The 23,601-nt window shown below is 70.0% G+C and carries 18 protein-coding genes, 1 tRNA gene and 1 pseudogene; 19 read left to right on the top strand and 1 reads right to left on the bottom strand.

Going from position 1 to position 23,601, the window contains the following annotated elements; all coding sequences use genetic code 11:
• The first annotated feature begins 23 nt into the window (after positions 1 to 23).
• The 3 genes from ACMPH2_RS04840 to buk all read left to right on the top strand — a co-directional run bounded on the left by ACMPH2_RS04840 (position 24) and on the right by buk (position 2,473).
• Entirely contained in the window at positions 24 to 263 is a 240-nt protein-coding gene (locus ACMPH2_RS04840) for an acyl carrier protein (protein WP_062530249.1), read from the top strand.
• A 78-nt stretch (positions 264 to 341) separates the two neighbouring features.
• Positions 342 to 1,355 carry a phosphate acyltransferase gene (locus tag ACMPH2_RS04835; protein WP_062530251.1) on the top strand — a complete coding sequence of 338 codons (1,014 nt, stop codon included), beginning with the start codon at positions 342 to 344 and terminating at the stop codon, positions 1,353 to 1,355.
• A 2-nt stretch (positions 1,356 to 1,357) separates the two neighbouring features.
• Entirely contained in the window at positions 1,358 to 2,473 is a 1,116-nt protein-coding gene (gene buk / locus ACMPH2_RS04830) for a butyrate kinase (protein WP_062530252.1), read from the top strand.
• A 162-nt stretch (positions 2,474 to 2,635) separates the two neighbouring features.
• On the opposite strand, the gene ACMPH2_RS04825 is transcribed toward buk, so the two are convergent.
• The gene (locus tag ACMPH2_RS04825) at positions 2,636 to 3,058 is read right to left on the bottom strand and encodes a hypothetical protein (protein WP_062530254.1); all 423 of its coding nucleotides are present in this window, start codon (positions 3,056 to 3,058) and stop codon (positions 2,636 to 2,638) included.
• 311 nt (positions 3,059 to 3,369) lie between these two features.
• On the opposite strand from ACMPH2_RS04825, the gene ACMPH2_RS04820 reads away from it, so the two are divergent.
• From ACMPH2_RS04820 to ACMPH2_RS04745, 16 genes and pseudogenes are all read left to right on the top strand, one after another.
• Positions 3,370 to 4,893, top strand: a complete 1,524-nt coding sequence (locus tag ACMPH2_RS04820; RefSeq protein ID WP_417118753.1) for an FAD-dependent oxidoreductase — start codon at positions 3,370 to 3,372, stop codon at positions 4,891 to 4,893.
• Between the two features lie 110 nt (positions 4,894 to 5,003).
• The gene (locus ACMPH2_RS04815; protein WP_417118752.1) at positions 5,004 to 7,130 is read left to right on the top strand and encodes an FAD-dependent oxidoreductase; all 2,127 of its coding nucleotides are present in this window, start codon (positions 5,004 to 5,006) and stop codon (positions 7,128 to 7,130) included.
• Between the two features lie 11 nt (positions 7,131 to 7,141).
• On the top strand, positions 7,142 to 8,212 hold the full coding sequence (locus tag ACMPH2_RS04810; protein WP_083558269.1) for an NADH-ubiquinone oxidoreductase-F iron-sulfur binding region domain-containing protein: 1,071 nt from the start codon (positions 7,142 to 7,144) through the stop codon (positions 8,210 to 8,212).
• A 427-nt stretch (positions 8,213 to 8,639) separates the two neighbouring features.
• Positions 8,640 to 8,734, top strand: a tRNA-Sec gene (locus ACMPH2_RS04805).
• A gap of 63 nt (positions 8,735 to 8,797) precedes the next feature.
• Positions 8,798 to 10,201 (top strand): L-seryl-tRNA(Sec) selenium transferase, encoded by a 1,404-nt coding sequence (selA, locus tag ACMPH2_RS04800; protein WP_417118751.1) that lies wholly within the window; start codon positions 8,798 to 8,800, stop codon positions 10,199 to 10,201.
• Entirely contained in the window at positions 10,198 to 12,114 is a 1,917-nt protein-coding gene (gene selB / locus ACMPH2_RS04795; protein ID WP_417118750.1) for a selenocysteine-specific translation elongation factor, read from the top strand. Before selA ends, selB begins: the two co-directional genes overlap by 4 nt.
• Positions 12,115 to 12,198: 84 nt before the next feature.
• Positions 12,199 to 13,176: a selenium metabolism-associated LysR family transcriptional regulator gene (locus ACMPH2_RS04790; RefSeq protein WP_062530266.1), complete on the top strand. Its 978-nt coding sequence runs from the start codon at positions 12,199 to 12,201 to the stop codon at positions 13,174 to 13,176.
• A 251-nt stretch (positions 13,177 to 13,427) separates the two neighbouring features.
• The gene (locus ACMPH2_RS04785; RefSeq protein WP_009279380.1) at positions 13,428 to 13,907 is read left to right on the top strand and encodes a ribosome maturation factor RimP; all 480 of its coding nucleotides are present in this window, start codon (positions 13,428 to 13,430) and stop codon (positions 13,905 to 13,907) included.
• Positions 13,908 to 13,932: 25 nt separating this feature from the next.
• Positions 13,933 to 15,183 carry a transcription termination factor NusA gene (nusA, locus tag ACMPH2_RS04780; protein WP_062530268.1) on the top strand — a complete coding sequence of 417 codons (1,251 nt, stop codon included), beginning with the start codon at positions 13,933 to 13,935 and terminating at the stop codon, positions 15,181 to 15,183.
• A gap of 48 nt (positions 15,184 to 15,231) precedes the next feature.
• Complete coding sequence (infB, locus tag ACMPH2_RS04775; protein ID WP_009279378.1) at positions 15,232 to 17,853, top strand: translation initiation factor IF-2; 2,622 nt, start codon at positions 15,232 to 15,234, stop codon at positions 17,851 to 17,853.
• Between the two features lie 3 nt (positions 17,854 to 17,856).
• Positions 17,857 to 18,279 (top strand): 30S ribosome-binding factor RbfA, encoded by a 423-nt coding sequence (gene rbfA, locus ACMPH2_RS04770; RefSeq protein WP_072499905.1) that lies wholly within the window; start codon positions 17,857 to 17,859, stop codon positions 18,277 to 18,279.
• Between the two features lie 7 nt (positions 18,280 to 18,286).
• Positions 18,287 to 19,321 carry a DHH family phosphoesterase gene (locus tag ACMPH2_RS04765; protein WP_314638387.1) on the top strand — a complete coding sequence of 345 codons (1,035 nt, stop codon included), beginning with the start codon at positions 18,287 to 18,289 and terminating at the stop codon, positions 19,319 to 19,321.
• Complete coding sequence (truB, locus tag ACMPH2_RS04760) at positions 19,318 to 20,247, top strand: tRNA pseudouridine(55) synthase TruB (RefSeq protein ID WP_062530272.1); 930 nt, start codon at positions 19,318 to 19,320, stop codon at positions 20,245 to 20,247. The genes ACMPH2_RS04765 and truB overlap by 4 nt, the downstream gene beginning before the upstream one ends.
• Positions 20,244 to 21,344: a riboflavin kinase gene (locus ACMPH2_RS04755; protein ID WP_417118749.1), complete on the top strand. Its 1,101-nt coding sequence runs from the start codon at positions 20,244 to 20,246 to the stop codon at positions 21,342 to 21,344. The genes truB and ACMPH2_RS04755 overlap by 4 nt, the downstream gene beginning before the upstream one ends.
• Positions 21,341 to 23,248, top strand: coding sequence for a DNA primase (gene dnaG, locus ACMPH2_RS04750; RefSeq protein WP_417118748.1), 1,908 nt, complete (start codon positions 21,341 to 21,343; stop codon positions 23,246 to 23,248). The genes ACMPH2_RS04755 and dnaG overlap by 4 nt, the downstream gene beginning before the upstream one ends.
• A gap of 42 nt (positions 23,249 to 23,290) precedes the next feature.
• Positions 23,291 to 23,601, top strand: a pseudogene (locus ACMPH2_RS04745) (RNA polymerase sigma factor RpoD); the annotation flags it as partial.

Below are 23,601 nucleotides of genomic sequence, written 5' to 3'. Positions count from 1 at the left end.
ATAAGAAGAGAGAGGTAACTGGCATGGCAAACGAGGAACTCTTCCAGCAGCTCGCGGGCTTCGCGAAGACCGCCTACGGCTTCGACGGCGACATCACCCCCCAGACCAGCTTCGACGAGCTGGGCAAGGAGTCCATGAAGATGATCGCCCTCACCTCCATGATCGAGAATGAGCTCGACGCCGAGGTGACCGTGTCAGAGATCATGAACATGGCGACCTTCGGCGAGCTCGTCGACCGCGTCGCCGAGGAGGTCGAGGAGTAGCGCTCCCGCCTCGCTTTACCTGACCGTGATCGGGGGAGGCATTCTGCGGAGTGCCTCCCCCCTTTGAAGGGAGACGACATGGACCTCATGGAAGACATGCGCGAGCGCGCAAGGAAGGACGTCCAGCGCGTCGCGTTCTTCGAGGGAGAGAACCCCACCATGATCAGGGCGGTGGCCGAGTGCCAGCGCTCGGGCGTGGCCGACTGCACCGTGGTGGGCGACGCCGCCAAGGTCCTCGCCAACGCGCGGGAGCAGGGCGTCACGCTCGAGGGCGTCACGCTCGTGGACCTCGCCGACGAGGAGGCCAACGAGGCCCTCGCCCAGCGCTTCGAGGCGCTGCCGAGCAACCGGTGGAAGCCCAAGGGCGTCCGCCGCCGCGTCGTGCGACCCATGGAGCGCGCGCTCATGATGCAGGCGCTGGACGACGTGGACGTGACCTTCGGCGGCATCGACTGCCCCACGGGGGACGTGATCCTCGGCGGGCAGACCATCGTCGGCCTCGCCGAGGGCGTGGACGTCATCTCCTCCATGGGCATCTTCGACATCCCGGGCTACGAGGGTCCCGACGGCCAGCTCCTGGGCTTCGGCGACTCTGCCGTCTGCCAGAACCCCACGCCCGAGCAGGAGGCCTCCATCGCCATCTCTGCCTGCGAGACCTGGACAGCGCTGACTGGCCGCGAGGCGCGCTGCGCGCTCCTGTCCTTCTCCACCTGCGGCTCCGGCTCCGGCGAGATGGTCCAGAAGGTCCAACGTGCACGCGACATCGCACGGGAGCGGCGCCCCGACCTCAAGATCGACGGCGAGTTCCAGCTCGACTCCGCCATCAACCCGGCCGTCGCCGCCCACAAGGTGAAGCGCGAGAGCGACGTCGCCGGCAGGGCCAACGTCATCATCTGGCCCGACCTCAACGTGGGCAACGTGGGCGTGAAGCTCGTCCAGAACTTCGGCCATGCGGACGCCTACGGCCCCATGCTCCAGGGCTTCAGGAAGATCGTCTGCGACTGCAGCCGCTCCGCCCCCGTGTCAGAGATCGTGGGCAACGTCGTGATGAGCTGCGTCCGCGCGCAGGCGCTCAAGGCCAAGGAGGCGTAGGCATGGCAGAGAGGGACTATCGCATCCTCGTCATCAATCCCGGCTCCACCTCGACGAAGGTGGGCGTCTTCGACGGAGAGACGGAGGTGCTCACCAAGACCGTGGCCCACGAGGCCTCGAAGCTCGCCGAGTTCGCGGGAATCTCGGAGCAGCTGCCCTATCGCCTCGAGACGATTGAGGCGGCCCTCGCCGAGGGCGGCGTCGACCTCGCGACCGTCGACGCCTTCGTGGGCCGTGGCGGTGGCCTCCTGCCCCTGCCGGGCGGCACCTACCGGATCGACGACGTCCTGCTCGACCATGCGACGCGCGGCGCGAACGGCGTGCAGCACCCGGCCCAGCTGGGGCCGCAGATCGCCCGTCGGCTGGCGGACGCGAGCGGCAAGCCGGCCTTCGCGGTGAACCCGCCCGACACCGACGAGCTCTGCGACGAGGCACGCATGACCGGGATCAGGGGCGTCTACCGGCACGTGCACCTGCACGCCCTCAACCTCAAGGAGACGGCCATCCGCCACGCGCGCTCGATGGGGCGGCGCTACGAGGACTGCAACTTCGTCGTGTGCCACATCGGCGGCGGCATATCGGTCTCGGCCCACCGTGGGGGCCGCATGATCGACGGCTTCGACATCGTGGGCGGGGAGGGGATGATGGCCCCCACCCGCTGCGGAGGCGTTCCCGTCGCCGAGGTCCTGAACTACCTCGAGGCGGGGCACGACGTCCGCGAGGCCCGCGCGCTCTGCATGAAGACCGGCGGCTTCGTCGACCTCCTGGGCACCTCTGACGCCATCGAGGTCACGCGGCGCGTGGCTGCCGGCGACGAGGCGGCCAGGCGGGCGTGGGAGGCTCTCCTCTACCAGCTCGACAAGAGCATCGCGAGCATGGCGGGAGCGCTGGGCGGCAAGGTCGACGGCATCCTCCTGGGCGGCGGCATGGTCCACAACGCGGACCTGGTGAGGTCGGTCGAGGAGGGCTGTGGCTGGATTGCCCCCGTGAGCGCCTACCCCGGCGAGTTCGAGCTCGAGGCCATGGCCGCCGGCGCCATCCGCGTGCTGGACGGCGAGGAGGAGGCCAAGACCTATACGGGCATCCCCACCTTCCAGGGCTTCGCCTGCTTCGAGTAGCCACGGCGCTCGCTTGGGCGAGCGGCGCCAGAGGGTTAGTCAAATGAGTCGAGGGGTCCGCCGGTATCGCCGACGGACCCCTCGGTCGTGGGCTGGCTGGACCCTGCGCTCCCTGGCTTCCCCGCGGCATCCGCTGAGGAGCCGGGGAGCGCGGAAGCCCGGTCAGGCGGCTACGCGCCCGCCTTGGCGGACCTGGGAGAAGAGGGCGACCAGGGCGACCGAGGTCACGTACCCTATGAGCACCAGCCACAGGTAGGTCTGCCACCAGGCGGCCAGCATGCCACCTACCCCCACCTGGGTGAACGCCTCGGTGAGCGAGATGATGGTCACGAAGATGAGGTTCTCGACGAACACCTGGCACCAGAGGCGCGCGGGCTTGCCCTCGAGCCCCCTGGTGAGCGCCAGCGCGATGGAGCCGGTGGGTATTACGAGCTGCGCGACCACGTTGGTGAGGAAGGCCACCGCGGTGTAGGGATACCATGTCCCCCATGCGAGTGGCGCCCCCGCGAGCAGGGTGGCGCTGGTGTTGATGACGAGCGCGAGGACGAGGTCCTGCAGGATGACGCTCCTGTTCCATTGGCACATGATTCTCTCCACTTCGACTCATGACGTGAATGCCCTGCGTATCCTATGCGCCTGGAAGACGCGGTCCAATGGTCATGGCCCCAAGAGAGCCGCCCGCCATCCGGCGGACCTTGTGCGGCGGGACAGTCCGTGCCAGGGCGGCGACGTCTGACGTTCGTCGGCAGGTCCCGCGCTTTTGCCCCTACGAACGAGAGGGAGGGCCGCACGGGACAAGACCTTGTGCGCGCGTACATATGCAACGGGCTCCCCGCATGGGAGATTAGTCACGGCTTCAGTTGTGATGCAAGGATCCGGCAATGAGGAGGAGTCACATGGCACAGCAGCTCGAGTGCGACGTCGTCGTAGTGGCGGCAGGTCTCTCAGGACTCGCGGCATCGGTGGCCGCGGCAGAGGGCGGGGCAAGGGTCATCACCCTCGAGAAGGCGTCCAATACCGGTGGCGCCGCCAACATGGGCATGGGTCCTTGCGCGGCCGGCTCGCCCGTCCAGAAGGCGTCCATGATCGAGGTCACGCCCGGCGAGCTCTTCCGTCGCCACATGTTCTACACCCACTACCAGGTCGACCCTCGCCTGGTCCGCGCCTACTACTTCAAGAGCGGCGACACCATCAAGTGGCTCCAGGACATGGGCGTCGTGTTCAACTCCGTGCGCCCCGCCTTCCGCGCCCGCGAGCGCACCCGCGCCTACGCCGACGGCGAGTACACCTGGCACGTCGTGCAGCCCGAGGACGGCTCCGAGCCCGGTCCCCGCGCCGCCACCACGATGACCAAGCGCATGACCGAGCGCGCCCAGGACCTCGGCGTCGAGTTCCTCTTCGAGACCCCCGGCAAGGAGCTCCTCGTCAACGACGAGGGTGCCGTCTGCGGCGTCAAGGCCGTCGACAAGAACGGCGAGGAGGTCGAGGTCTCCTGCCCCGCCGTCATCGTGGCCACCGGCGGCTTCGGCGCCAACGCCAAGATGATCGAGGAGAAGATCGGCCTCGAGTGGGGCAAGAACCTCTACTCCTTCGCGGTCCCCGGGATGGACGGCGACGGCTTCAACATGTGCCACGCCGTGGGCGCGGGCCACACGCCCGTCACCATGGAGATGATGTACCAGCTCCCCGACAACATGAACCACTTCTACGTGGAGGGCGCCTTCCGCCAGCCCTGCTACTGGTGCGACCGCACCGGCGAGCGCTTCATGCCTGAGGACGACATCTACAACACCACCTTCGTGGGCAACGCCATCAACCACCTTCCCGGCAAGGTCGGCTTCGCGATCTTCGACTCCAAGATGCTCAAGCACTGGAAGAAGGACGGTCCTGACATCGTCTCGCACGTGCACCCGCACGACCTCTACGAGGGCTTCGAGGAGCAGTGGCAGCGCGACCTCGACACCTACTTCGACGGTGCCGGCAACCACGTGATCGCCCAGGCGGACACGCTCGAGGAGCTGGCCGAGAAGATCGGCATCGACCCCGAGGGCCTCGCGAAGAACGTCGCGCAGTACAACGAGATGTGCGCCGAGGGCTTCGACACCCTCTTCGAGAAGGAGCGCGAGTTCATGCTGCCCCTCGAGAGCGGTCCCTTCTACGCCTGCCGCCAGTACATGGGCGCCTACGGCACCCTGGGCGGCGTCCTGGTCAACGACCGCATGGAGGTCATGACCGACGAGCACGAGGTCATCGATGGCCTCTACTGCGTGGGCACGGACGCCTGCACCATCTACGGCGACTCCTACAACTTCGCCATCCCCGGCAACACCATGGGCTTCTGTCTGAACTCCGGTCGCATCGCCGGCGAGAACGCCGCCGAGAAGTCCGCGGACTTCTCCGGTGACGACGAGTGGGACTAGCGCCAGCGCGCGACCGATCGTGACCTGAGCGTCGCCCCCGCCCGTGCGGGGGCGACGTTTGCCAAGGGCGCGGGGGCGTCCGAGGCACGACGGATTTGGAGAGGAACACCTTGAAGCTGACCATAAACGGGCAGGAGGTCGAGGCCCAGAAGGGCCAGTCGGTCCTCGATGCCGCACTGGGAGCCGGCATCTTCGTCCCGCATCTCTGCAAGCATCCCGACCTGCGGCCCGCAGGCACCTGCGGCCTCTGCATGGTGGAGGTTGAGGGCAAGGCCGAGCCCGTCCAAGCCTGCCGCACCACCGTCCGCGAGGGCATGGTCGTGAACGTCGACGGCGCCAAGGCCGACAAGGCCCGCCGCATGGCCATGGAGCTCATCCTCGCCACGCACCCCGCCGACTGCACCGGCTGCCCCAAGTTCGGCATCTGCGAGCTGCAGTCCATGTACCAGTACATGGGCGTCTCGCCGTCGCGCTGGAACTGCAAGTCTCGCCCGGTGGCGACCGACGACTCGAACCCGCTGATCACCCACATGTTCACCCGCTGCGTCCGCTGCGGGCGCTGCGTGAGAGCCTGCCGCGAGCTCCGCGGCGTGGGGGTCCTCGACTACCAGCGCACCGAGGACGGCATCCGCATAGGCACCGACGGCTCGGTCTCGCTCGAGGAGGCGGGCTGCCGCTTCTGCGGGGCCTGCGTCGAGGTCTGCCCCACGGGCTCGATCCTCGACACGCTGGGCATGATGAGGTCCGACCGCTCGCGCGAGGACAACATAGTGCCCTGCCGCTCGGGCTGCCCCGCCCACATCGACATCCCGCGCTACCTGCGCTACGCGAAGGCGGGGGAGTGGGAGAAGGCGACGGCCGTCGTCCGCGAGAAGGTCCCCTTCCCCGAGACCCTGGGCAGCATCTGCACCCACAACTGCCAGGGCGAGTGCAAGCGCAACAAGCTGCACGAGCCCCTCTCCATCTGCCGCCTGAAGCGCGCCGCCGCTGTGCGCGACACGGGCGAGTGGAGGGAGCACTGCCGCCACGAGGAGCTCACGGGCAGGCGCGTCGCCGTCGTCGGCGCGGGCCCCGCAGGCCTCACCGCGGCGCTCTACCTCGCCGAGAAGGGCCATCTGGTCGACGTCTTCGAGGCCAACCAGAAGGCCGGAGGCCAGCTCCGCTACGGCATCCCCGCCTACCGCCTGCCCGACGAGGTCGTGGACAAGGAGGTCCAGACCATCCTCGAGGTGGCGCAGGGCACGGACGACGCCCCCAGGATCGAGCTGCACCTGGGCGAGCGCGTGCAGGACGTCAAGGCGCTCAGGGAGAGCCACGACGCCGTCCTCGTGACCGTGGGCACGCACCAGGGCACCGTGCTGCCCATGAGGGGCCACGACCTCGGGAACGTCTACGTGAACACCGCCTTCCTCAAGGCGGCGCGCGAGGGCGAGCCCCTGCCCGTCGCGGGAGGCCGCGTGGTGGTGCTGGGCGGCGGCAACGTCGCCTACGACTGCGCGCGCACCGCCGTGCGCCTGGGCGCCGCGAGCGTCGACGTCTGCTGCCTCGAGGCGGAGGACGTCATGACCTCCACCCCCGAGGAGCGCGAGGAGGCCGCGGAGGAGGGCGTGGTCCTGCACGACGCCTACGCCTTCAACTCCATCGACGAGTCCGCCGAGAGGCCCGGCCTCGTGGGCGGCATGACCATCCAGAAGATCAAGCGCTTCTACTTCGACGAGAACCACAGGGCCGTGACCGAGCTGGTCGAGGGCTCCGAGCTCACCCTTCCCGCCGACTACGTGATCTTCGCCGTGGGCCAGAAGCCCGAGGACACCCCCGGCATGGGCCTCGAGCTCACGCACGGCCCCTACGTGGTCGCCGGAAAGGGCATGGAGACCTCCGAGGAGGGCGTCTTCGCCGCGGGCGACGACGTCACGGGCACCAAGTCCGTGATCGGCGCCATCGCCCAGGGCCGCGACGCCGCGAGCTCCATCGACCGCTTCCTGGGCGGCGACGGAGACATCTCCGAGGTCCTCCTCGAGCCCGAGGTGGCGCCCGCGCGCATCGGCAGGGCCGACGAGGGCTTCTACTCGACGCAGACCCAGCCCGAGTTCGCGCCCGCCGACCAGCGCCGTGGCAGCTTCGAGCCCTTCGAGTGCCCCTTCAGCGAGGACGAGGCCAAGTTCGAGGCGAGCCGCTGCCTCCAGTGCGACCTGCGCCTGCAGCTTGCCACCCCACGCCTCTGGAACGAATACTAGGAGGGACGCACATGACCACAGTCAACTTCATGCCTGCATACAAGCAGGCACCCACGGCCCTCGACCTTCTCTCGAAGCGCGTGGACGAGGCCATCGCCAAGGCAGGGGAGGAGGACGTCACCCTGATTCTGCCGAGCACGGCGTCCGAGCTCGCGGAGAGGCTCCCAGGCGTCAAGGTCGTCCTGGCGGACGCCTCCATCGGCTTCCTCTACTCCAACGTCACCGCCACGCGGAACCTCCTCGCGGGCGAGAAGCCCTTCCCCACGGCCGCCACGCTGAGGCCGGGCAAGCTCCTCTCCTCTGGCCTCGAGTGGCTCGAGGGGGAGGGAGAGACGCGCCACGTCTGGGTGGAGGGCTCGGACGCCCCGGTCGAGCTCCCCCGTGACGCGAGCGTGCGCGACATCCTCGCCGCCTCCTCCGTGTCGGACGCGGACGTCAAGGCCGTCTACCTGGGGTATCCCGCCAGCCGCTTCGTTCCGGCGTCCGCGCTGGACGACCCGCAGGACCTCGCGACCTTCGACCTCGTGCGCGTCTACACCTCCGCGAGCTGCATGGCGAACGCCCTGCGCGAGGTGGTCGGCGAGTTCGTGCACGAGGGCTGCGGCTGCTGCGTCCTGGGACACGAGGGCGGCTATCAGATCGACGTGATCATGAACAAGGTCTGCTCCAACAAGGCCAGCGCGTCCGACGTCGCCCTCCTGCGCGACCTCTGCCCGGTCATGGGGGAGCACGCCCTCTGCGAGCTCGGCCAGACCCTGGCCCGCACCGTGAGCCAGGCGCTCGACCTCTTCGGAGACGAGATCGAGCAGCACTACGCGAAGCACCAGTGCCCTGCGGGCGAGTGCCGCGCCTACATGACCTACCATGTGCTGGTCTCGCGCTGCACGGGCTGCGGCAAGTGCCTCCCCGCCTGCGAGGAGGACGCCATCATGGGCAAGGCGCGGTTCGTGCACGTCATCGACCAGCGGGCCTGCACCAAGTGCGGCGCCTGCCTCGAGGCCTGCCCCGAGGGCGCTATCGTCATGGCCGGGGCGAAGAAGCCCAAGACGCCTCCCAAGCCCATTCCCTGCAAGGTCCACTAGGGTCCTTTGCCACGGCAGGATCGCTTCGCGACGGCCGGCCCCTCGGGGTCGGCCGTTCTGCTCTCTCCCGGCCGCCCGGCGCCGCACGATCCGGCTTCCGGCTGCACATTCCGGACGCCTGCCGCGCACTCTGGAAATGGTTTGCGCGCCATTCTCTGCTGAGCTGGGATTTTGCCACAAGGTGCGCATTTCAAATCTGAAATGCGCACCTTCCTCCGTTGACCTGCGATTTTGCGGCGAGACGCGCATTTCAGATTTAGAATGCGCGCCCCGCCGTAATAGAATGCGTGCCCTGCCGTGCGAAATGCGCACTCCGCGGCGCGACCGGCACCCCGCTTCTGCGCTAAGGTTCTGGAGGCGGCCTTCCGCTGCGGCGGGAGCCCCTCCCGCCGGCCGTGCCGCCGACTCGGCCCGTCTCGGGCCAGAGGGGAGCAGATGGGCGACTGGTGCGCCCTCTGGTCTTCAAAACCAGTTCGGGCAGGCAACTGCTCGGGTGGGTTCGATTCCCACCTGCTCCCGCCAAGCCAGCCCCGGCGCCGGGTTCGTGCCCGGCGCCCCGCACGACCCCCGACGAGGGAGGACCCCATGGCCGACAAGAGCCTCTTGCGCAGCATCCCGCGGGTGGACGCGATCCTGGGAAGCCCCCGCATGGCGGCGCTCAGGGGCCAGGTCCCGGCAGGCCAGCTCACGGACTTCGTCCGCGCCTCTCTCGCACGCCTCAGGGAGGAGGTGCTCTCGGGCGAGCGGGACCACGTCGCGGGAGAGGACGAGCTTGCCCGCGACATCGCCGACGACTACCTCGCCCGCGGTCCCCACCGGCTGAGGCGCACGATCAACGCCACGGGCGTCGTCCTCCACACCAACCTGGGGCGCGCTCCCCTGGGTCCCGAGGTCGCGGCCCACGTCGCCGAGGTGGCGCAGGGCTACTCCAACCTCGAGTACGAGCTCGGGGATGGCGCGCGGGGAGGGCGCGGCTCCTACGTCGAGGGGCTGCTCCGTGAGCTCTGCGGCGCGGAGGACGCCCTCGTCGTGAACAACAACGCGGCGGCGGCCCTCCTCATGCTCGACACGATCTGCCGCGGGAGGGACGTCGCCATCTCGCGCGGGGAGCTGGTGGAGATAGGCGGCTCCTTCCGCGTGCCGGACATCCTCGCGCGCGGCGGGGCACGCCTCGTGGAGGTCGGGACCACCAACAAGACGCACCCGGCCGACTACGAGCGCGCCGTGGCCGAGGGGGCCGGCGCCATCCTCAAGGTGCATCGGAGCAACTTCTACATGGGCGGCTTCACCGAGGAGGTGGGCCTGCCCGGGCTCTCCGCGATTGCCCGCCAGGCGAAGATCCCCCTCCTCTTCGACCTGGGTGCGGGCCTCCTGATGCCCGGCGAGGCCCTGGGGCTGCCCGGGGTGCCCTCTCCCCGCGCGGCCATAAGGGACGGTGCGGACCTCGTCTGCTTCTCGGGAGACAAGCTGGTCGGCTCGGCCCAGGCGGGCATCGTCGTGGGCAGGGCCGAGCTCGTGGCCCGGCTCAGGGAGAACCCCCTGGCCCGCGCCCTGCGCATAGACAAGCTCTCGCTCGCTGCCCTCGAGGCCACGCTCAGGCTCAGCCACAGCCGGGCCGACGCGCTGGGTCACGTTCCCACGCTGCGCATGCTGTCCCTCGGGCGAGAGGAGCTCCTCGCCAGGGCCGAGGCGCTGGCGGCACGGGTCGCGGGCGAGCTGCCCGCCTTCGCCTGCAGGGTGGTGGAGCTCGAGGACGAGGCCGGGGGCGGCTCTCTGCCGAGCACGCTCCTCCCGGGGGCGGGGGTGGAGCTCGAGCTCGCGGGAACGCCCTCCGCACGCCTCGAGGCACTCCTCAGGGCGGCCCCCGTCCCCGTCGTCTGCCTCTTGAGGGACGACCGCGTCGTGCTCTCCGTGCGTACCCTTCAGGAGGGCGACGAGGACGAGGTGGTGCGCGCCCTCGGGCGCATCGCGGGCGGAGGCGCCCGATGAGCGAGCTGGTCATAGGCACGGCCGGCCACGTCGACCACGGCAAGACCTGGCTGACGCGCGCCCTCACGGGGATCGACACCGACCGGCTCAAGGAGGAGCGCGAACGGGGCATCACCGTGGACCTCGGCTTCGCGCGCCTCGAGCTGCCCGACGGGCAGGTGGCGAGCGTCGTCGACGTCCCCGGCCACGAGCGCCTGGTGCGCAACATGATCGCCGGGGCCACGGGCATGGACCTGGTGCTCATGGTGGTCGCCGCGGACGAGGGCTTCATGCCCCAGACCAAGGAGCACCTGCAGATACTCGACCTCCTGGGCGTCAGGCAGGGCCTGCTCGTGCTCAGCAAGTGCGACGCCGTGGGGCCCGAGTGGGCGGACGCCGTCGAGGCGGACCTTCGGGAGCGCGTGAGGGGGAGCTTCCTGGAGGGCGCCCCCTGCGTGCGCTGCTCGGCCGTCACGGGGGAGGGCCTGGACGAGCTGAGGGACGTCATCTCAAGGCTCGCGGAGGGTCCGGGGTCCCGCGGTTCGATTCGCCGCGACCCGGACCGTGCCTGCAGGCTCCCCATAGACCGGTCCTTCACGAAGGCGGGGTTCGGCACCGTGGTCACGGGGAGCCTGGTGGACGGGCGCATCCGCGTGGGAGAGGAGCTCGAGCTGTATCCCGGCCATGCGCGGGTGCGCGTGCGGGGCCTCCAGAGCAACGGCGCGGCGGTGGGCGAGGCCGTGGCCGGCATGCGGGTCGCGGCCAACCTGGCGGGCGTCGAGCGCTCCGAGGTCGGGCGCGGCGACGTCCTGGCGCTTCCGGGCACGGTCGAGCTGGCGGACCGCGTCACGGTGGAGCTCGAGGTCACGGGCGACGCGCGCTTCTCGCTCAGGAACTCCTCCTCGCTCCACCTCTTCTGCGGCACGCAGGAGCTGGTGGGGAGGCTGCGCCTCCTCGACGCCGACGAGCTCCTCCCCGGCGAGCGTGGCTTCGCGCAGCTGAGCCTCCAGGGGACGCTCGCGGCCAGGGCGAACGACCGCTTCGTCGTGCGTTTCTTCTCTCCCATGGTGACGGTGGGCGGCGGGCGCATCCTCGAGCTCGGCTCGCCTCGGCACAAGCGCCACCGTCCCGAGGTCCTCGTGCGCCTCGCCCGCCTCGCCGGCACACCCGAGGAGGCCCTGGCCCAGCGCGTCGACGACGCGGGGCTCGCGCTCCCGGGGGAGGGCCAGCTCGCCGTGGCGCAGAACCTCTCGCTCCGGGAGGCGGGGCGGATCGCCGGCCGGCTGGTGGATTCCGGCGCCTGCGTCCGCGTGGGGGGCGGGCTCGCCTCTGCCTCCCGCGCCCGTGTGCTCGCCGACGAGGTCAGGGAACTGCTGGGGGAGCACCAGGACGGCCATCCCCTGGAGCGCGGCATGGGGCTGGGGGAGCTGCGCGAGCGCGTCCTCGCCTCCTGTTCCTCCGTCGCGGACGCCTGGCTCCACTGGCTCGCGGGCGAGGGCGTCCTCGAGCTGGGGGAGGGCCGCGCGTGGCTCCCCGGCTTCGAGCCCCATCTGGACGACCGTCAGCTCGAGCTTCAGGGGCGCCTGCTCGAGGTCCTGGGCGAGAGGGGCCTCAGGGCGACGTCGCGCGACAAGCTCGCCGAGGCGGCCGGCGCCTCCGAGCCGGAGCTCGCGGCCCTTCTCGCCCACATGGAGGGGGAGGGTGCGCTGGTCGAGCTGCCCGGCGGCTGGCTGGTCCTGGCCAGCGCGTACGAGGAGGCCCGCGCCGCTCTCGGTGAGCTCTTCGCCTCTGGCGCCCCTGTGACGCTGGCGCAGTTCCGGGACCGCCTGGGCGTCTCGCGTAGGTACGCGCAGATGCTGCTCGAGGCCTTCGACCACGCGGGGGTGTCCCGCCTGGTGGGCGAGGCGCGCGTGCCGGCCGGGGGACGGGGCTAGCCCCTTCCCTTCCGCGGCGATGCAGACGTCTCGCGGCGCGTCGCTGCGGCCGGGGCGTCCCGGCGATGCTAGAATCTTGCCCCGATGGGCATCGACCCTTCCGATGGGGCAGGCGAGAGGCGCCGCCCCGCCGCCCCCGTCACGATTGGTGGACCTGGCATGGACCTGAGGCAGCTGCAGTCCTTCGTGAGCGTCGTGCGCTGCGAGAGCTTCACGAGGGCGGCGGAGGTCCTGGGCGTGTCCCAGCCCACGATCTCGACCCACCTGAGGGCGCTCGAGGAGGAGCTGGGAACCACGCTCGTGCTGAGGGGCGCCCGCCGCGTCGAGCTCACGTCCCAGGGGGCCAGGGTCTTCGAGCAGGCGAGCTCCATGCTCGCCCTGCGCGACCGCCTGCTCGAGGACGCGCGCAGCCGCGAGCGCAATGCCATCTACCTGGGAAGCTCCTCCGTCCCCTCGGCCTACGTCCTGCCCGACGCGCTGTTCGCCTTCACCAGTGCCTGGCCCGGCGCGCGCTTCAGGATCTTCCAGCACGACAGCCGCGAGGTCGTCTCGGGGCTCGCCGAGGGCAGCTTCGACCTTGGCCTCACGGGGCTTCCCGCAGACGAGCCCTCGCTCGAGTGCGTGCCCCTTTGTGCCGACGACATGGTGCTCGTCACCCCCGCTGAGGACCGCTTCCGCGCGCTTGCGGGGGCTGGGGCCGAGGCCGTGCGCGAGCTGCTGCTGCGCGAGCGGACCGTCCTGAGGGGCGAGGGCAGCGGGAGCCGCTCCACTATGGACAGGATCCTGGAGGAGCTGGGGCTTACGGGCGAGGGGCTCGACGTCGTCGCGCGCACCAACGACCAGGAGACCATCCGCCAGCTCGTCGAGGCGGGCCTCGGCGTGACGGTGATGTCGTCCCGCGCGGCCAGGGCGGGGGTGGAGGCGGGCAGGCTCCTGCAGTTCGAGCTGCCCTGCCAGGCCTCGCGACGCTCCCTCTACGTCGCCTGGCGCAGGAACTCCGCGCTCGACGAGCCAACCCGGGCGTTCAGGGACTTCCTGCGGCAGCGCCTCGCGGGGGAATGACGCGCCCGTGCCCCCCGGCGGGCTCCCGGTGGTCCTCGGGCGGTCATTGGGCGTCCGGCTGACTTCGCAAATCAACCTCGGGCGCTCACCAAAGTGCAGCAAACGTGTGGGTCCGCCTCGTCGCTCCCGTCCCGTCGCCGGCGTGCTATAGTGTGCAGAGCTTAATCGTGAACGTTCGAGGAAGTGGGGCAGCGTCTTTGCCCCGCTTCCTTTTGGTATGCAGGGACGCCGCAGGGCGGGAAGGAGACAGGGTGGCATCGACTGACCTTGAGAAGCGGCTGGTCGCCGCGTTGGAGGAGGCCGCGGCCCCCCATGGCATCGACGTCGTGGACGTGGAGGTCGTGGGGTCCGCCAAGGCTCCCACGGTCCGCGTGCGCATCGACCATGCGGACGAGGGGCTCCCCACGATCTCGCTCGACGAAGTGGCGGCCCAGAGCGGCTGGATCAACGAGGCCCTCGACGCCTTCGACCCCATCGAGGGCTCCTACACCCTCGAGGTCTCGTCCCCCGGCCTCTCGCGCCCCCTGCGCCGCGCGCGCGACTTCGAGCGCTTCGCGGGCGAGGACGTCTCGCTGACCACCGCCGCCACGGAGGGGAGGCGCCGCTTCGCCGGGCGCCTCCTGGGCATCGAGGGCTCCCTCGTGCGCGTCGAGTGCGAGGGAGAGGAGCTCGCCTTCGAGCTCGACCAGATTAAGTCCTGCAAGATCAAGCCAAACTTCGACCGGGCGTAGCGCCGGGGCAAGGAGAGGAAGCAGCATGGCATCCGAGATGATGGAAGCGCTGATGGCGCTTTGCCAGGAGAAGCACATCGACGAGCTCTACCTGATCGACCGCCTCGAGCAGTCGCTGGCCAAGAGCTACACCGAGGTCCTGCACCTCGACTGGGGCGCGCGCGTCACCATCGACCGCGCCACCGGCAAGGTCTACGTCTACAAGCTCATCCCCCGCGACGACTCGATGGACGAGGAGACGGGCGAGTACACCGAGTTCGACGAGGAGGACGTGACCCCCAAGGACGCCTCCCGCATCGCCGCCCAGCACGCCAAGAGCGAGATCATGGACATCGTGCGCAACTCCGCGCGCCAGCAGATCTTCGAGGAGTTCTCGCACCGTATCGGCGACATCATCACCGGCACGGTGCTGCAGACCACGCCCGACTTCGCCTTCATCAAGATTCGCGAGGGCGTCGAGGCGGAGCTGCCCTACTTCGACCAGCGCCGCTTCCCCGACGAGCGCAACGAGCGCCCGCAGGGGGAGCGCTACAGCCACAACCAGCGCATCCGCGCCATCATCGTGGACGTGCGCGACCCCAACAGCTCGCAGCCCCCGATTCGCTCCGAGCGCCAGCGCCCCTCCATCGTGGTCTCGCGCACGCACCCGGACCTCCTGCGCCGCCTCTTCGAGCTCGAGGTGCCCGAGGTCTATGACGGCATCGTCGAGGTGCGCTCCGTCGCGCGCGAGCCGGGCGTGAGGTCCAAGGTGGCCGTCTCGTCCATGGACGACCGCCTCGACCCCGTCGGCGCCTGCGTCGGCCCCAAGGGCAGTCGCGTGCGCACCGTGGTCTCGGAGCTGCGCGGCGAGCGCGTGGACGTCGTCCTCTGGAGCGACGACCCCGCCAAGTGCGTCGCCAATGCCCTCTCGCCCGCCCGCGTCTCGCGCGTGATCGTGGACGACGACAACAACTACGCCACCGTCATCGTGCCCGACGACCAGCTCTCGCTGGCGATCGGCAAGGAGGGCCAGAACGCCCGCCTGGCCGCCCGCCTCACCGGCATGCACATCGACATCAAGAACGAGTCGCTTGCCGCCGACGTCATGCGCGAGCTGCCCCACGACGACGTCGACATCCTGGCGGAGGAGGGGGGCCACCGCTGCGAGTACGTGGGACCCACGGGCATCCAGTGCCGCAACATGGCCCGTCCCGGCTCCCGCTTCTGCGGCATCCACGAGAAGCTCCAGGAGCTCTCGGACGCCTCGGTCTCTGACGACCCGGACTCCCTGATCTAAGAGGTCACCCACCCCGTCCGCCCAAACGTACGTAAGAAGGTTGGTTACATGGCAAAGACCCGCGTGCATGACCTGGCAAAGGAATACGGCATGTCGAGCAAGGAGATGCTCGGTCACCTCCAGGACATGAAGATCCCCGCAAAGTCCCCCTCGTCGACGCTCGAGGACGCCTACGTCTCGATCGTCCGCAAGAAGCTCAAGCCCATCCTCGAGGCCCGCGCCGCCGAGATTGAGGCGCAGCGCAAGGCCGAGGAGGAAGCCAAGGCGGAGCAGGAACGCATCGAGGCCGAGAAGGCCGAGAGGGAGCGCCTGGAGGCAGAGGCCCGTCGCGAGCGCGAGCGCGCCGAGGAGGAGCGCAAGCGCGCCGCCGCCGAGGCAGCCCGCAAGAAGGCCGAGGAGGAGCGTGCCGAGGAGGAGCGCAGGAAGGCCGAGGAGGCCGAGCGCAACCGCGTGAAGGACACCGCGCCCAAGATGGCGCCCTCCTTCACCAGCCTCCTTGACCAGATCGCCCAGCAGGAGCAGGTGCTCAAGCAGCAGGCCGAGGAGGCCGCCAAGAAGAAGGAGGAGTCGCGCGGGCAGAGGCGCGAGTCCGCTGCCCGCCCGGGTCGCCGTGGCCCCGCCCCGCAGCGAGACGGGGCGCCGGCCACTGCCGCCGACTCCGCCGACTCCCGCGGTCGTGGCAAGGGCCGCAAGGGCGGGCGCAGGGGCCAGGAGGAGGACCGCTACAGCCGCATGGCCCGCGAGGCCGAGGAGTTCACGCGCTCGAGCCACGTCATCGTCGAGGCCCGCGAGGCCATCGAGGAGGCCCGCCAGTCCACCGGCAGGCGCAAGAAGCGCAAGGAGCGCAGGAAGCAGCAGCAGCAGGCCGCGGCCGAGGAGCAGCGCATACAGGAGGCCATCGAGAACGACCAGGACCTCTCGCAGCTCGACACGGTCAAGGTGCCCCAGGGCTCCACGGTGGCCGAGCTCGCCGAGCTCCTGGGCATTGCCGCCAACGACATCATCAAGAGGCTCTTCCTCCTGGGCACCCCCCTCACCGTCACCGAGTCCATGTCGGACGAGCTCATCGAGCTGGTCGCCGACGACCTGGGGCGCGACGTCAAGGTCATGAGCAAGGAGGAGGAGAACTCCTTCACCTTCTACGACGATCCGTCTACCCTCAAGGGCAGGCCGCCCGTGGTCACCGTCATGGGCCACGTCGACCACGGCAAGACGTCGCTGCTCGACGCGATCCGCCACACCGGCGTCGCCGAGGGCGAGGCGGGTGGCATCACCCAGGCCATCGGCGCGTCGCAGGTCAGGATCAACGACCGCGTGATCACCTTCATCGACACCCCCGGCCACGAGACCTTCACGGCGATGCGCGCCCGCGGTGCCAAGGTGACGGACATCGTCATCCTGATCGTCGCCGCCGATGACGGCGTCATGCCCCAGACCATCGAGTCGATCAACCACGCCAAGGCCGCCAACGTGCCCATCATCGTGGCCGTCAACAAGATCGACAAGCCGGGCGCCGACCCCACCCGCGTGCGCCAGGAGCTCACCGAGTACGGCGTCATTCCCGAGGAGTGGGGCGGGCAGAACATGTTCGTCGACATCTCGGCCAAGAAGAAGCAGGGCATAGACACCCTCCTGGAGTCCGTTCTGCTCGAGGCCGACGTACTCGAGCTCAAGGCCAACCCCGACACCTTCGCCTCGGGCAACGTCCTCGAGGCCAAGCTGGACCGCGGTCGCGGCTCGGTCGCCACGCTGCTCATCAGCCGCGGCACCCTCCACGTGGGCGACGCCATCGTCGCGGGCATGTCCTTCGGCAAGATTCGCGCCATGGTCGACCCTCGCGGCAACAGCGTCACCGAGGCCCGTCCCTCCGACCCCGTCGAGGTGCTCGGCCTCCAGAGCGTGCCCATGGCGGGCGACGAGTTCCGCGTCTTCCAGGACGAGCGCGACGCACGGGCCCTGGCCGACGAGCGCTCGCTGAAGGCCCGCATCGAGGAGCAGAACAAGGTCAAGCACGTGACGCTCGAGAACCTCTTCTCTACTATGGAGGACTCCGAGGTCAAGGAGCTCAATCTCATCATCAAGGCCGACGTCCAGGGCTCCATCGAAGCGCTCGTCGACTCTCTGGGCAAGATGGACCAGAGCGAGGTTCGTATCAACGTGATCCACTCTGCCGTCGGTGCCATCACCGAGACCGACGTCACCCTGGCAGACGCCTCCAACGCCATCATCATCGGCTTCGGCGTTCGTCCCGAGGCGAAGGCCAGGGTTGCCGCCGAGCAGCAGGGCGTCGAGATCCGCACCTACAGCGTCATCTACAAGGCCATCGAAGAGATCGACGCCGCGCGCATCGGCATGCTCAAGCCCACCGAGCAGGAGGTCCAGACCGCCTCGATCGAGGTCCGCAACACCTTCAAGGTCCCCAAGGTCGGCATCGCCGCCGGCTGCATGGTCCAGGAGGGCGAGGTCTCGCGCGACGACAAGTGCCGCCTCGTCCGCGACGGCATCGTGGTCTACGAGGGCAAGCTCGCGTCCCTGCGCCGCTACAAGGACGACGTCAAGTCGGTCAAGGCCGGCTTCGAGTGCGGCGTGGGCCTCGAGAACTTCCAGGACATCCACGTCGGCGACATCATCGAGACCTACCGCATCGAAGAAGTCGCCCGTACGGAGTAGAAGATGAAGCAGAACCAGAATTCGCGTCGCGTCAACAAGATCGCGCGCGAGAAGCTCGCGAGCATCCTCCTCTTCGAGGTCTCCGACCCCGATCTCGCGCTGGTGACCCTCACCAGCGTGGAGGTCTCGGTCGACAAGTCGGTGCTCAAGGCCTACGTGAGCTGCGACAAGGAGAGCTACGACAAGGTGCTCGCCGCGCTCGGGCGGGCCAGGGGCCGCGTTCGCAGCCTCCTGGGCCATGCCCTGGGCTGGCGCGTCACCCCCGAGCTCATCTTCCAGATCGACACGACCGCCGACGAGGCCGAACGCATCGCACGCGCCCTCGAGAACGTGCCCAGCACGCTCGCGGTGGAGAAGGACGAGGAGGGCTATCCCGTGGGGTCTTCCGCGGGCGACGCGCCCTCCGGGGACGGCGAGGGGGAGTAGCCAGCCCGTGGACATCAGATCCAATCCGGAACAAGAGGAGAGGTTCGCCTCCATCGCCTCGGCGATGGAGGCGGCTGGCTCCATCGCCATCTGTGCGCACACCAACCCGGACGGCGACGCCCTGGGCTCGGGCCTGGCGCTTGCCGCGGCCCTGAGGGCGAAGTGGCCCGAGAAGGAGGTCGTCTCCCTCCTGGCGGACCCCGAGCCCATTCCCAGGCTCTATGACTTCCTGCCCTTCGCGGACACGCTCGTCCATGCGGCGGACTACGACGGGGCGCCCGACCTCTTCGTGAGCGTGGACCTCTCTGATGTCGCGCGCCTGCACGACGGCGAGGCGGTCATGAGGCGGGCCCGCCGGAGCGCGATAATGGACCACCATCCCTGCGAGGAGCCGTACACCGACCTCGCCCTGATTCGCCCCGACGCTGCCGCGGCGGGCGTCATCGTCGCCGAGTTCGCCCTCCACCTGGGGGTCCGGATCACACCGCAGATGGCCCAGTGCCTCTTCTGCGCCCTCTCCACCGACACCGGTCGCTTCCAATACCAGAACGCTGACGCCGAGGCATTCTCGGTGGCGTCGCTCCTGGTGGACGCAGGGGCCTCCCCCTCGGAGGTCTCCCTCAACGTGTACCAGAACTACAGCCTGCCCTTCCTACACCTCAAGTCCGCGGTGATGGGGCGCATTACCACCTTTGCCGAGGGCAAGGTGGCCTACAGCTACGCCACCGCGGCCGACCTCGAGCGCACGGGGGCCAGCCCGGATGAGTGCGACGGCCTCATCGACGTCGTCCGCAGCGTCGCGGGGTCCGAGGTGGCGCTCTTCCTCAAGGAGCTCCCCGACGGCAGGGTGAGGGGCAACCTTCGCAGCAAGTCCGACCTCGACATCTCGGGCATCGCCCGCGAGCTGGGCGGCGGGGGGCATCGCGCGGCCGCGGGCTTCACCATCGAGTCGGACCTCGACGAGGTCCTCTCTGCCGCCCTTCCCCGCCTGGTCGCCCTCTTCTCGCCTGTCGCGAGCGAAGGCGGGCGTGGGGTCCAGTGAGGCGCGGCCAGAGCGGGATCAACTGCCTCGTGGCCGTCGACAAGCCCCAGGGGCTCTCGAGCCATGACGTGGTGGGCAGGGTGCGTCGCGCGGTGGGCGAGAGGCGCGTGGGCCATGCCGGCACGTTGGACCCCGCGGCGACGGGCGTCCTCGTCGTGGGCATCGGGCAGGCGACGCGCCTCCTCGGCCTCCTCTCGGCCGACTCCAAGTCATACGAGGCATGGGTCGAGTTTGGCAGCCAGACCGACACCGACGACGCCGACGGTCGGGTCGTGCGCGTGGCGGAGGTCCCCGACCGGCTCCGCGACCCCGATGGGGCGGCGCGTGCCCTCGCGTCCCTGGTGGGGGAGCACGACCAGCTCCCCCCGGCCTTCTCCGCCATCTCGGTGGGGGGCAGGCGCGCCTACGAGGCGGCCCGGGCCGGGAGCCCCCTCGAGCTCGAGGCGCGCCACGTCCGCATCATGCGCGCCGAGCTCCTTGGCATCGGCTCCGAGGGTCCGCTCACCTGGCACTGCCTCTTCGAGGTGTCCAAGGGCACCTACATCAGGAGCATCGCGCGCGACCTCGGCGCCGTGCTCGGGAGCGCCGCGCACCTCTCGGGCCTGCGCCGCACGAGCGCGGGCAACGTGGGCCTCGGCGATTGCGCGGGCCTGGAGCTCCTCGAGGAGCTTGGCGCCGCCGGCCTCGCCGACCTGCGGCTCGACCCCTGCCGCGCACTGGGCCTGCCCGTGCGCGAGCTTGCCGCGGACGAGCTCGACGACGTCGCCTGCGGCCGCCGCCTCCGCGCCTCCGGCGGCGACGTGCTTGACGGCCAGTCCTGCTGCCTCGTGCGCGACGGCAGGCTCCTGGGCGTCTGGGAGCGGTCGGGCGGATGGCTCCGCTGCGGGAGCAACTTCCCCCAGGGCATAGACGGGGTGGCACGATGAGCGCCCCGAGCCTGCTCGGGTATCCGCTGCCCCTCGCTGGGGACGACGCCGCGACGCTCGTCAGGGACTCCCTCCTCCTGGACGGACGTCCTGCCCCGACCGTGCGCGCGGTCCCGGGCGGCAGGCTCTTCCTACGCGCCGGGATGGACGTCGGGACCCCCCTCCCCTGCGTGGCCTGCATCGGCGCCTTCGACGGCGTCCACCGAGGTCACCGGGAGCTCCTCTCGCATGCCTGCCGCGAGGCCGACGAGCTCGGGCTCGCCTGCGTGGCCGTCGCATTCGACCCCGACCCGGCCGAGCTCCTTGCGGGGCCTCGCCCCTCGTCTCGGCTCCTGGAACCCATGGACCGCGTGCGTGGCCTGCTCCTCGCGGGGGCGGACGCCGTGCTCCTGCTCGACTTCACCCCCAGGCTCGCCGCGACGCCGTACGACGCGTTCCTCTCCGCCGCGCTCGAAGGACCCCTGCGTTCCGTCTCCATGCACGTGGGGAGCAACTTCCGCTTTGGCAGGGGGGGCAAGGGCGGCCCTGCGGAGCTCGCCGCCGTCGCCGCCCCGCTCGGCATGCGCGCCCACTGCCACGAGCTCGCCCGCTCGGGTGGCGAGCACATCTCGGCCACGCGCGTGCGCGGGCTCGTCCGAGGGGGTCGCGTCGAGGACGCCGCAGGGCTCCTGGGCCGGCTGCACTTCGTGTCCGGCGTGGTGGTCCACGGGAGGGGAGAGGGGACCGCTTTCGGCTTCCCCACGGCAAACGTCAGCTTCCCCCTGGGGTCCTGCGCGCCCGACCAGGGCGTCTATGCGGGCTTCGTGAGCGCGCGGGGACGCTCGTGGCCCGCCGCGATCAACGTGGGGGCGCCTCCGAGCTTCTCCGAGGCGGACCGTCCCTTCCTGGAGGCGAACCTCCTGGGCTTCTCCGGTGACCTCTATGGCCGGAGGGTCCACGTCTCGTTCGGCCGCTGGCTCAGGGACTCCCGCCCCTTCGACTCCCTCGAGGAGCTCGAGCGGGTCGTCATGGGCAACATAGCTTGGGTACGCGCCAACTTTGGCGATCGCGCCGTGACGCTGGGAGGGGCCGCCGACCTCGAGGGGGTGGGGGCGTGATCACCGACGAGGACAAGGAGCGCGTGCGCCAGGCGACCGACATCCTGCAGCTGGTGGGAGAGACGGTGGAGCTCCGCCGCCGCGGCGCCGACTTCTGGGGCTGCTGCCCCTTCCATCACGAGAAGAGCCCGTCCTTCCACGTGAACCCCTCCACGGGCCTCTGGAAGTGCTTCGGCTGCGGCGAGGGCGGCGACCTCTTCGCCTACGTGATGAAGCGCGAGAGCCTGGACTTCCCGGACTCCATCCGCTACCTTGCCGACCGCGCCGGCATCGAGCTCAGCGAGGAGAGGACCGCCGGTCCCAGTGGCCCCAAGCGCAACCGGCTCATCGACTGCCTCGCCGCCGCCGAGGGCTTCTACTCGACCCTGCTCATGAGGGGCAGGGGAGAGGGGCCGGCCGCCGGTCGCGCCTACCTCGCGGGGCGCGGCTTCGGATCGACCGTCTGCCGGCGCTGGGGGCTGGGGTACGCCCCCGGGCACGGCCAGCTCGTCTCCCATCTGCGCTCCAAGGGCTTCTCCCCCCAGGAGATGCTCGCCTGCGACCTCGCGCTGGATGGGAGGGGCGGCCCGCGCGACCGCTTCTTCGACCGCGTGATGTTTCCCATCCACGACGAGCAGGGGCGCACCATCGGATTCGGCGGCCGGGTGCTCACGGACGCCAAGCCCAAGTACCTCAACACCAAGGAGACCCGCGTCTTCCACAAGGGCAAGCACCTCTTCGCCTTCCACCGCGCCAAGGAGGCCATGGTGGCGAGCGGCGAGGCGATCGTCTGCGAGGGCTACACCGACGTCATCGCCATGCACGAGGCGGGGATCACCAACGCCGTCGCCGCCCTGGGCACCGCCCTCACCCTCGACCACGTGCGCATGATCGAGCGCTTTGCCAAGTCCCGGGTCGTCTGCATGTTCGACGGCGACGAGGCCGGGCAGCGCGCGGCCGAGAGGGCGATCCAGTACATCGACAAGACGTCGGTGGAGCTGAGGTGCGTGGTGCTTCCTGGCGGGCAGGACCCTGCGGAGTACCTGGGCGCGCATGGGGCCGACGAGCTTCGCGCGCGCATCGCCGAGTCGCGTCCCCTCATGGACTTCGTGTTCGAGAAGCGCCTCGCCGGCGTGGACCTGAGCGTGCCGGGCCGGCGCGTGGCGGCGCTCGACCAGATGGCGGCGCTTCTCGCCCCGCTGGACGGCTCCATCCTCCTCGACGGCTATGCGACCCAGCTGGCCGACCTCCTGGGGACGAGCGTGGACGAGACGAAGCGCCACGTCCATCGCCAGGCGCAGCGCAAGCGCAACCAGGACGCGGGCGGCGCCGGCACGCGCGTCCCCACGACGGCGGGCGCTGCCCCGTTCCCGGCAGGCGGGTACCTGCCCGCCGCGGAGGCGTATGCCGGCTACGACGGGCCTTCCGAGGCCGGCGCGCCCATCGCGCTCGCGGCGCTCTCGAGCGACGAGCGCATGCAGGCCACGGCCGAACGGGAGCTCCTCTCGCTCATGGCGAAGGACATCGAGGCGATACGGCCCGACGCCGACCGCATCGCCTCCTTCTCGTGGGTCGATGCCCGCCACGAGTCCATGGCCTGGGCCATGCTCGCCACGCCCGAGGGCGCGACGCCCGCCGAGGTGGTGGCGGCCGCGAGCTCCATGGTCGCCGACGCCCCACGGTTCCTGGCGGGAGGCAGGCTCCAGCTGGTGTCTGGCATGAGCGCCTCCGACCAGGCGTCCTTCCTCCTGGACGTGGTCGAGCTCTGGAGCTGCAGGCGGGCCGTCAGGTCCATGAAGGCGCGCCTCAGGAGCGCCTCCTCGCTGCCCGACGAGTCCTCACAGGAGCTCTTCAGGCGGGCGACCGACGTGCAAAAGCGCATCGGCGAGCTAGGAAGGCGCATCTCGTCGTTAGTGAGTTCGTAAATTGGGTACCATTCCCTACGCCCTTGCGTGGAAAGGAAACCAGTGGCAAACAAGAAGAACAGCACCGCTCCCAACCTCACCGACGAGCTCCAGGGGGTCGTCGGGAGGCTCGTCAAGCAGGCCTCTGGCTCCAAGTCGGTGACCGAGGACGACGTCCAGGTGGCCATCGGGGAGCTCGACGTGGACGACGACGAGCTCTCGGACCTCTATGACGCGGTGCGCGCCAAGGGCGTCCAAATCACGAGCGACGGCGAGGCCGCCAGGCCCAAGGGCGACTCCGACGACGAGGAGGACGACGAACTCGAGGAGGACGACGAGCTCGAGCCGGAAGAGGAGGAGGACGACCAGTACAG

The organism is Olsenella phocaeensis, assembly GCF_048189965.1.
In the GTDB taxonomy this organism is placed as follows: domain Bacteria; phylum Actinomycetota; class Coriobacteriia; order Coriobacteriales; family Atopobiaceae; genus Olsenella_I; species Olsenella_I phocaeensis.
The sequence above is the reverse complement of the archived record's forward strand: the minus strand, read 5'-3'. Positions and strand labels throughout refer to the sequence as shown.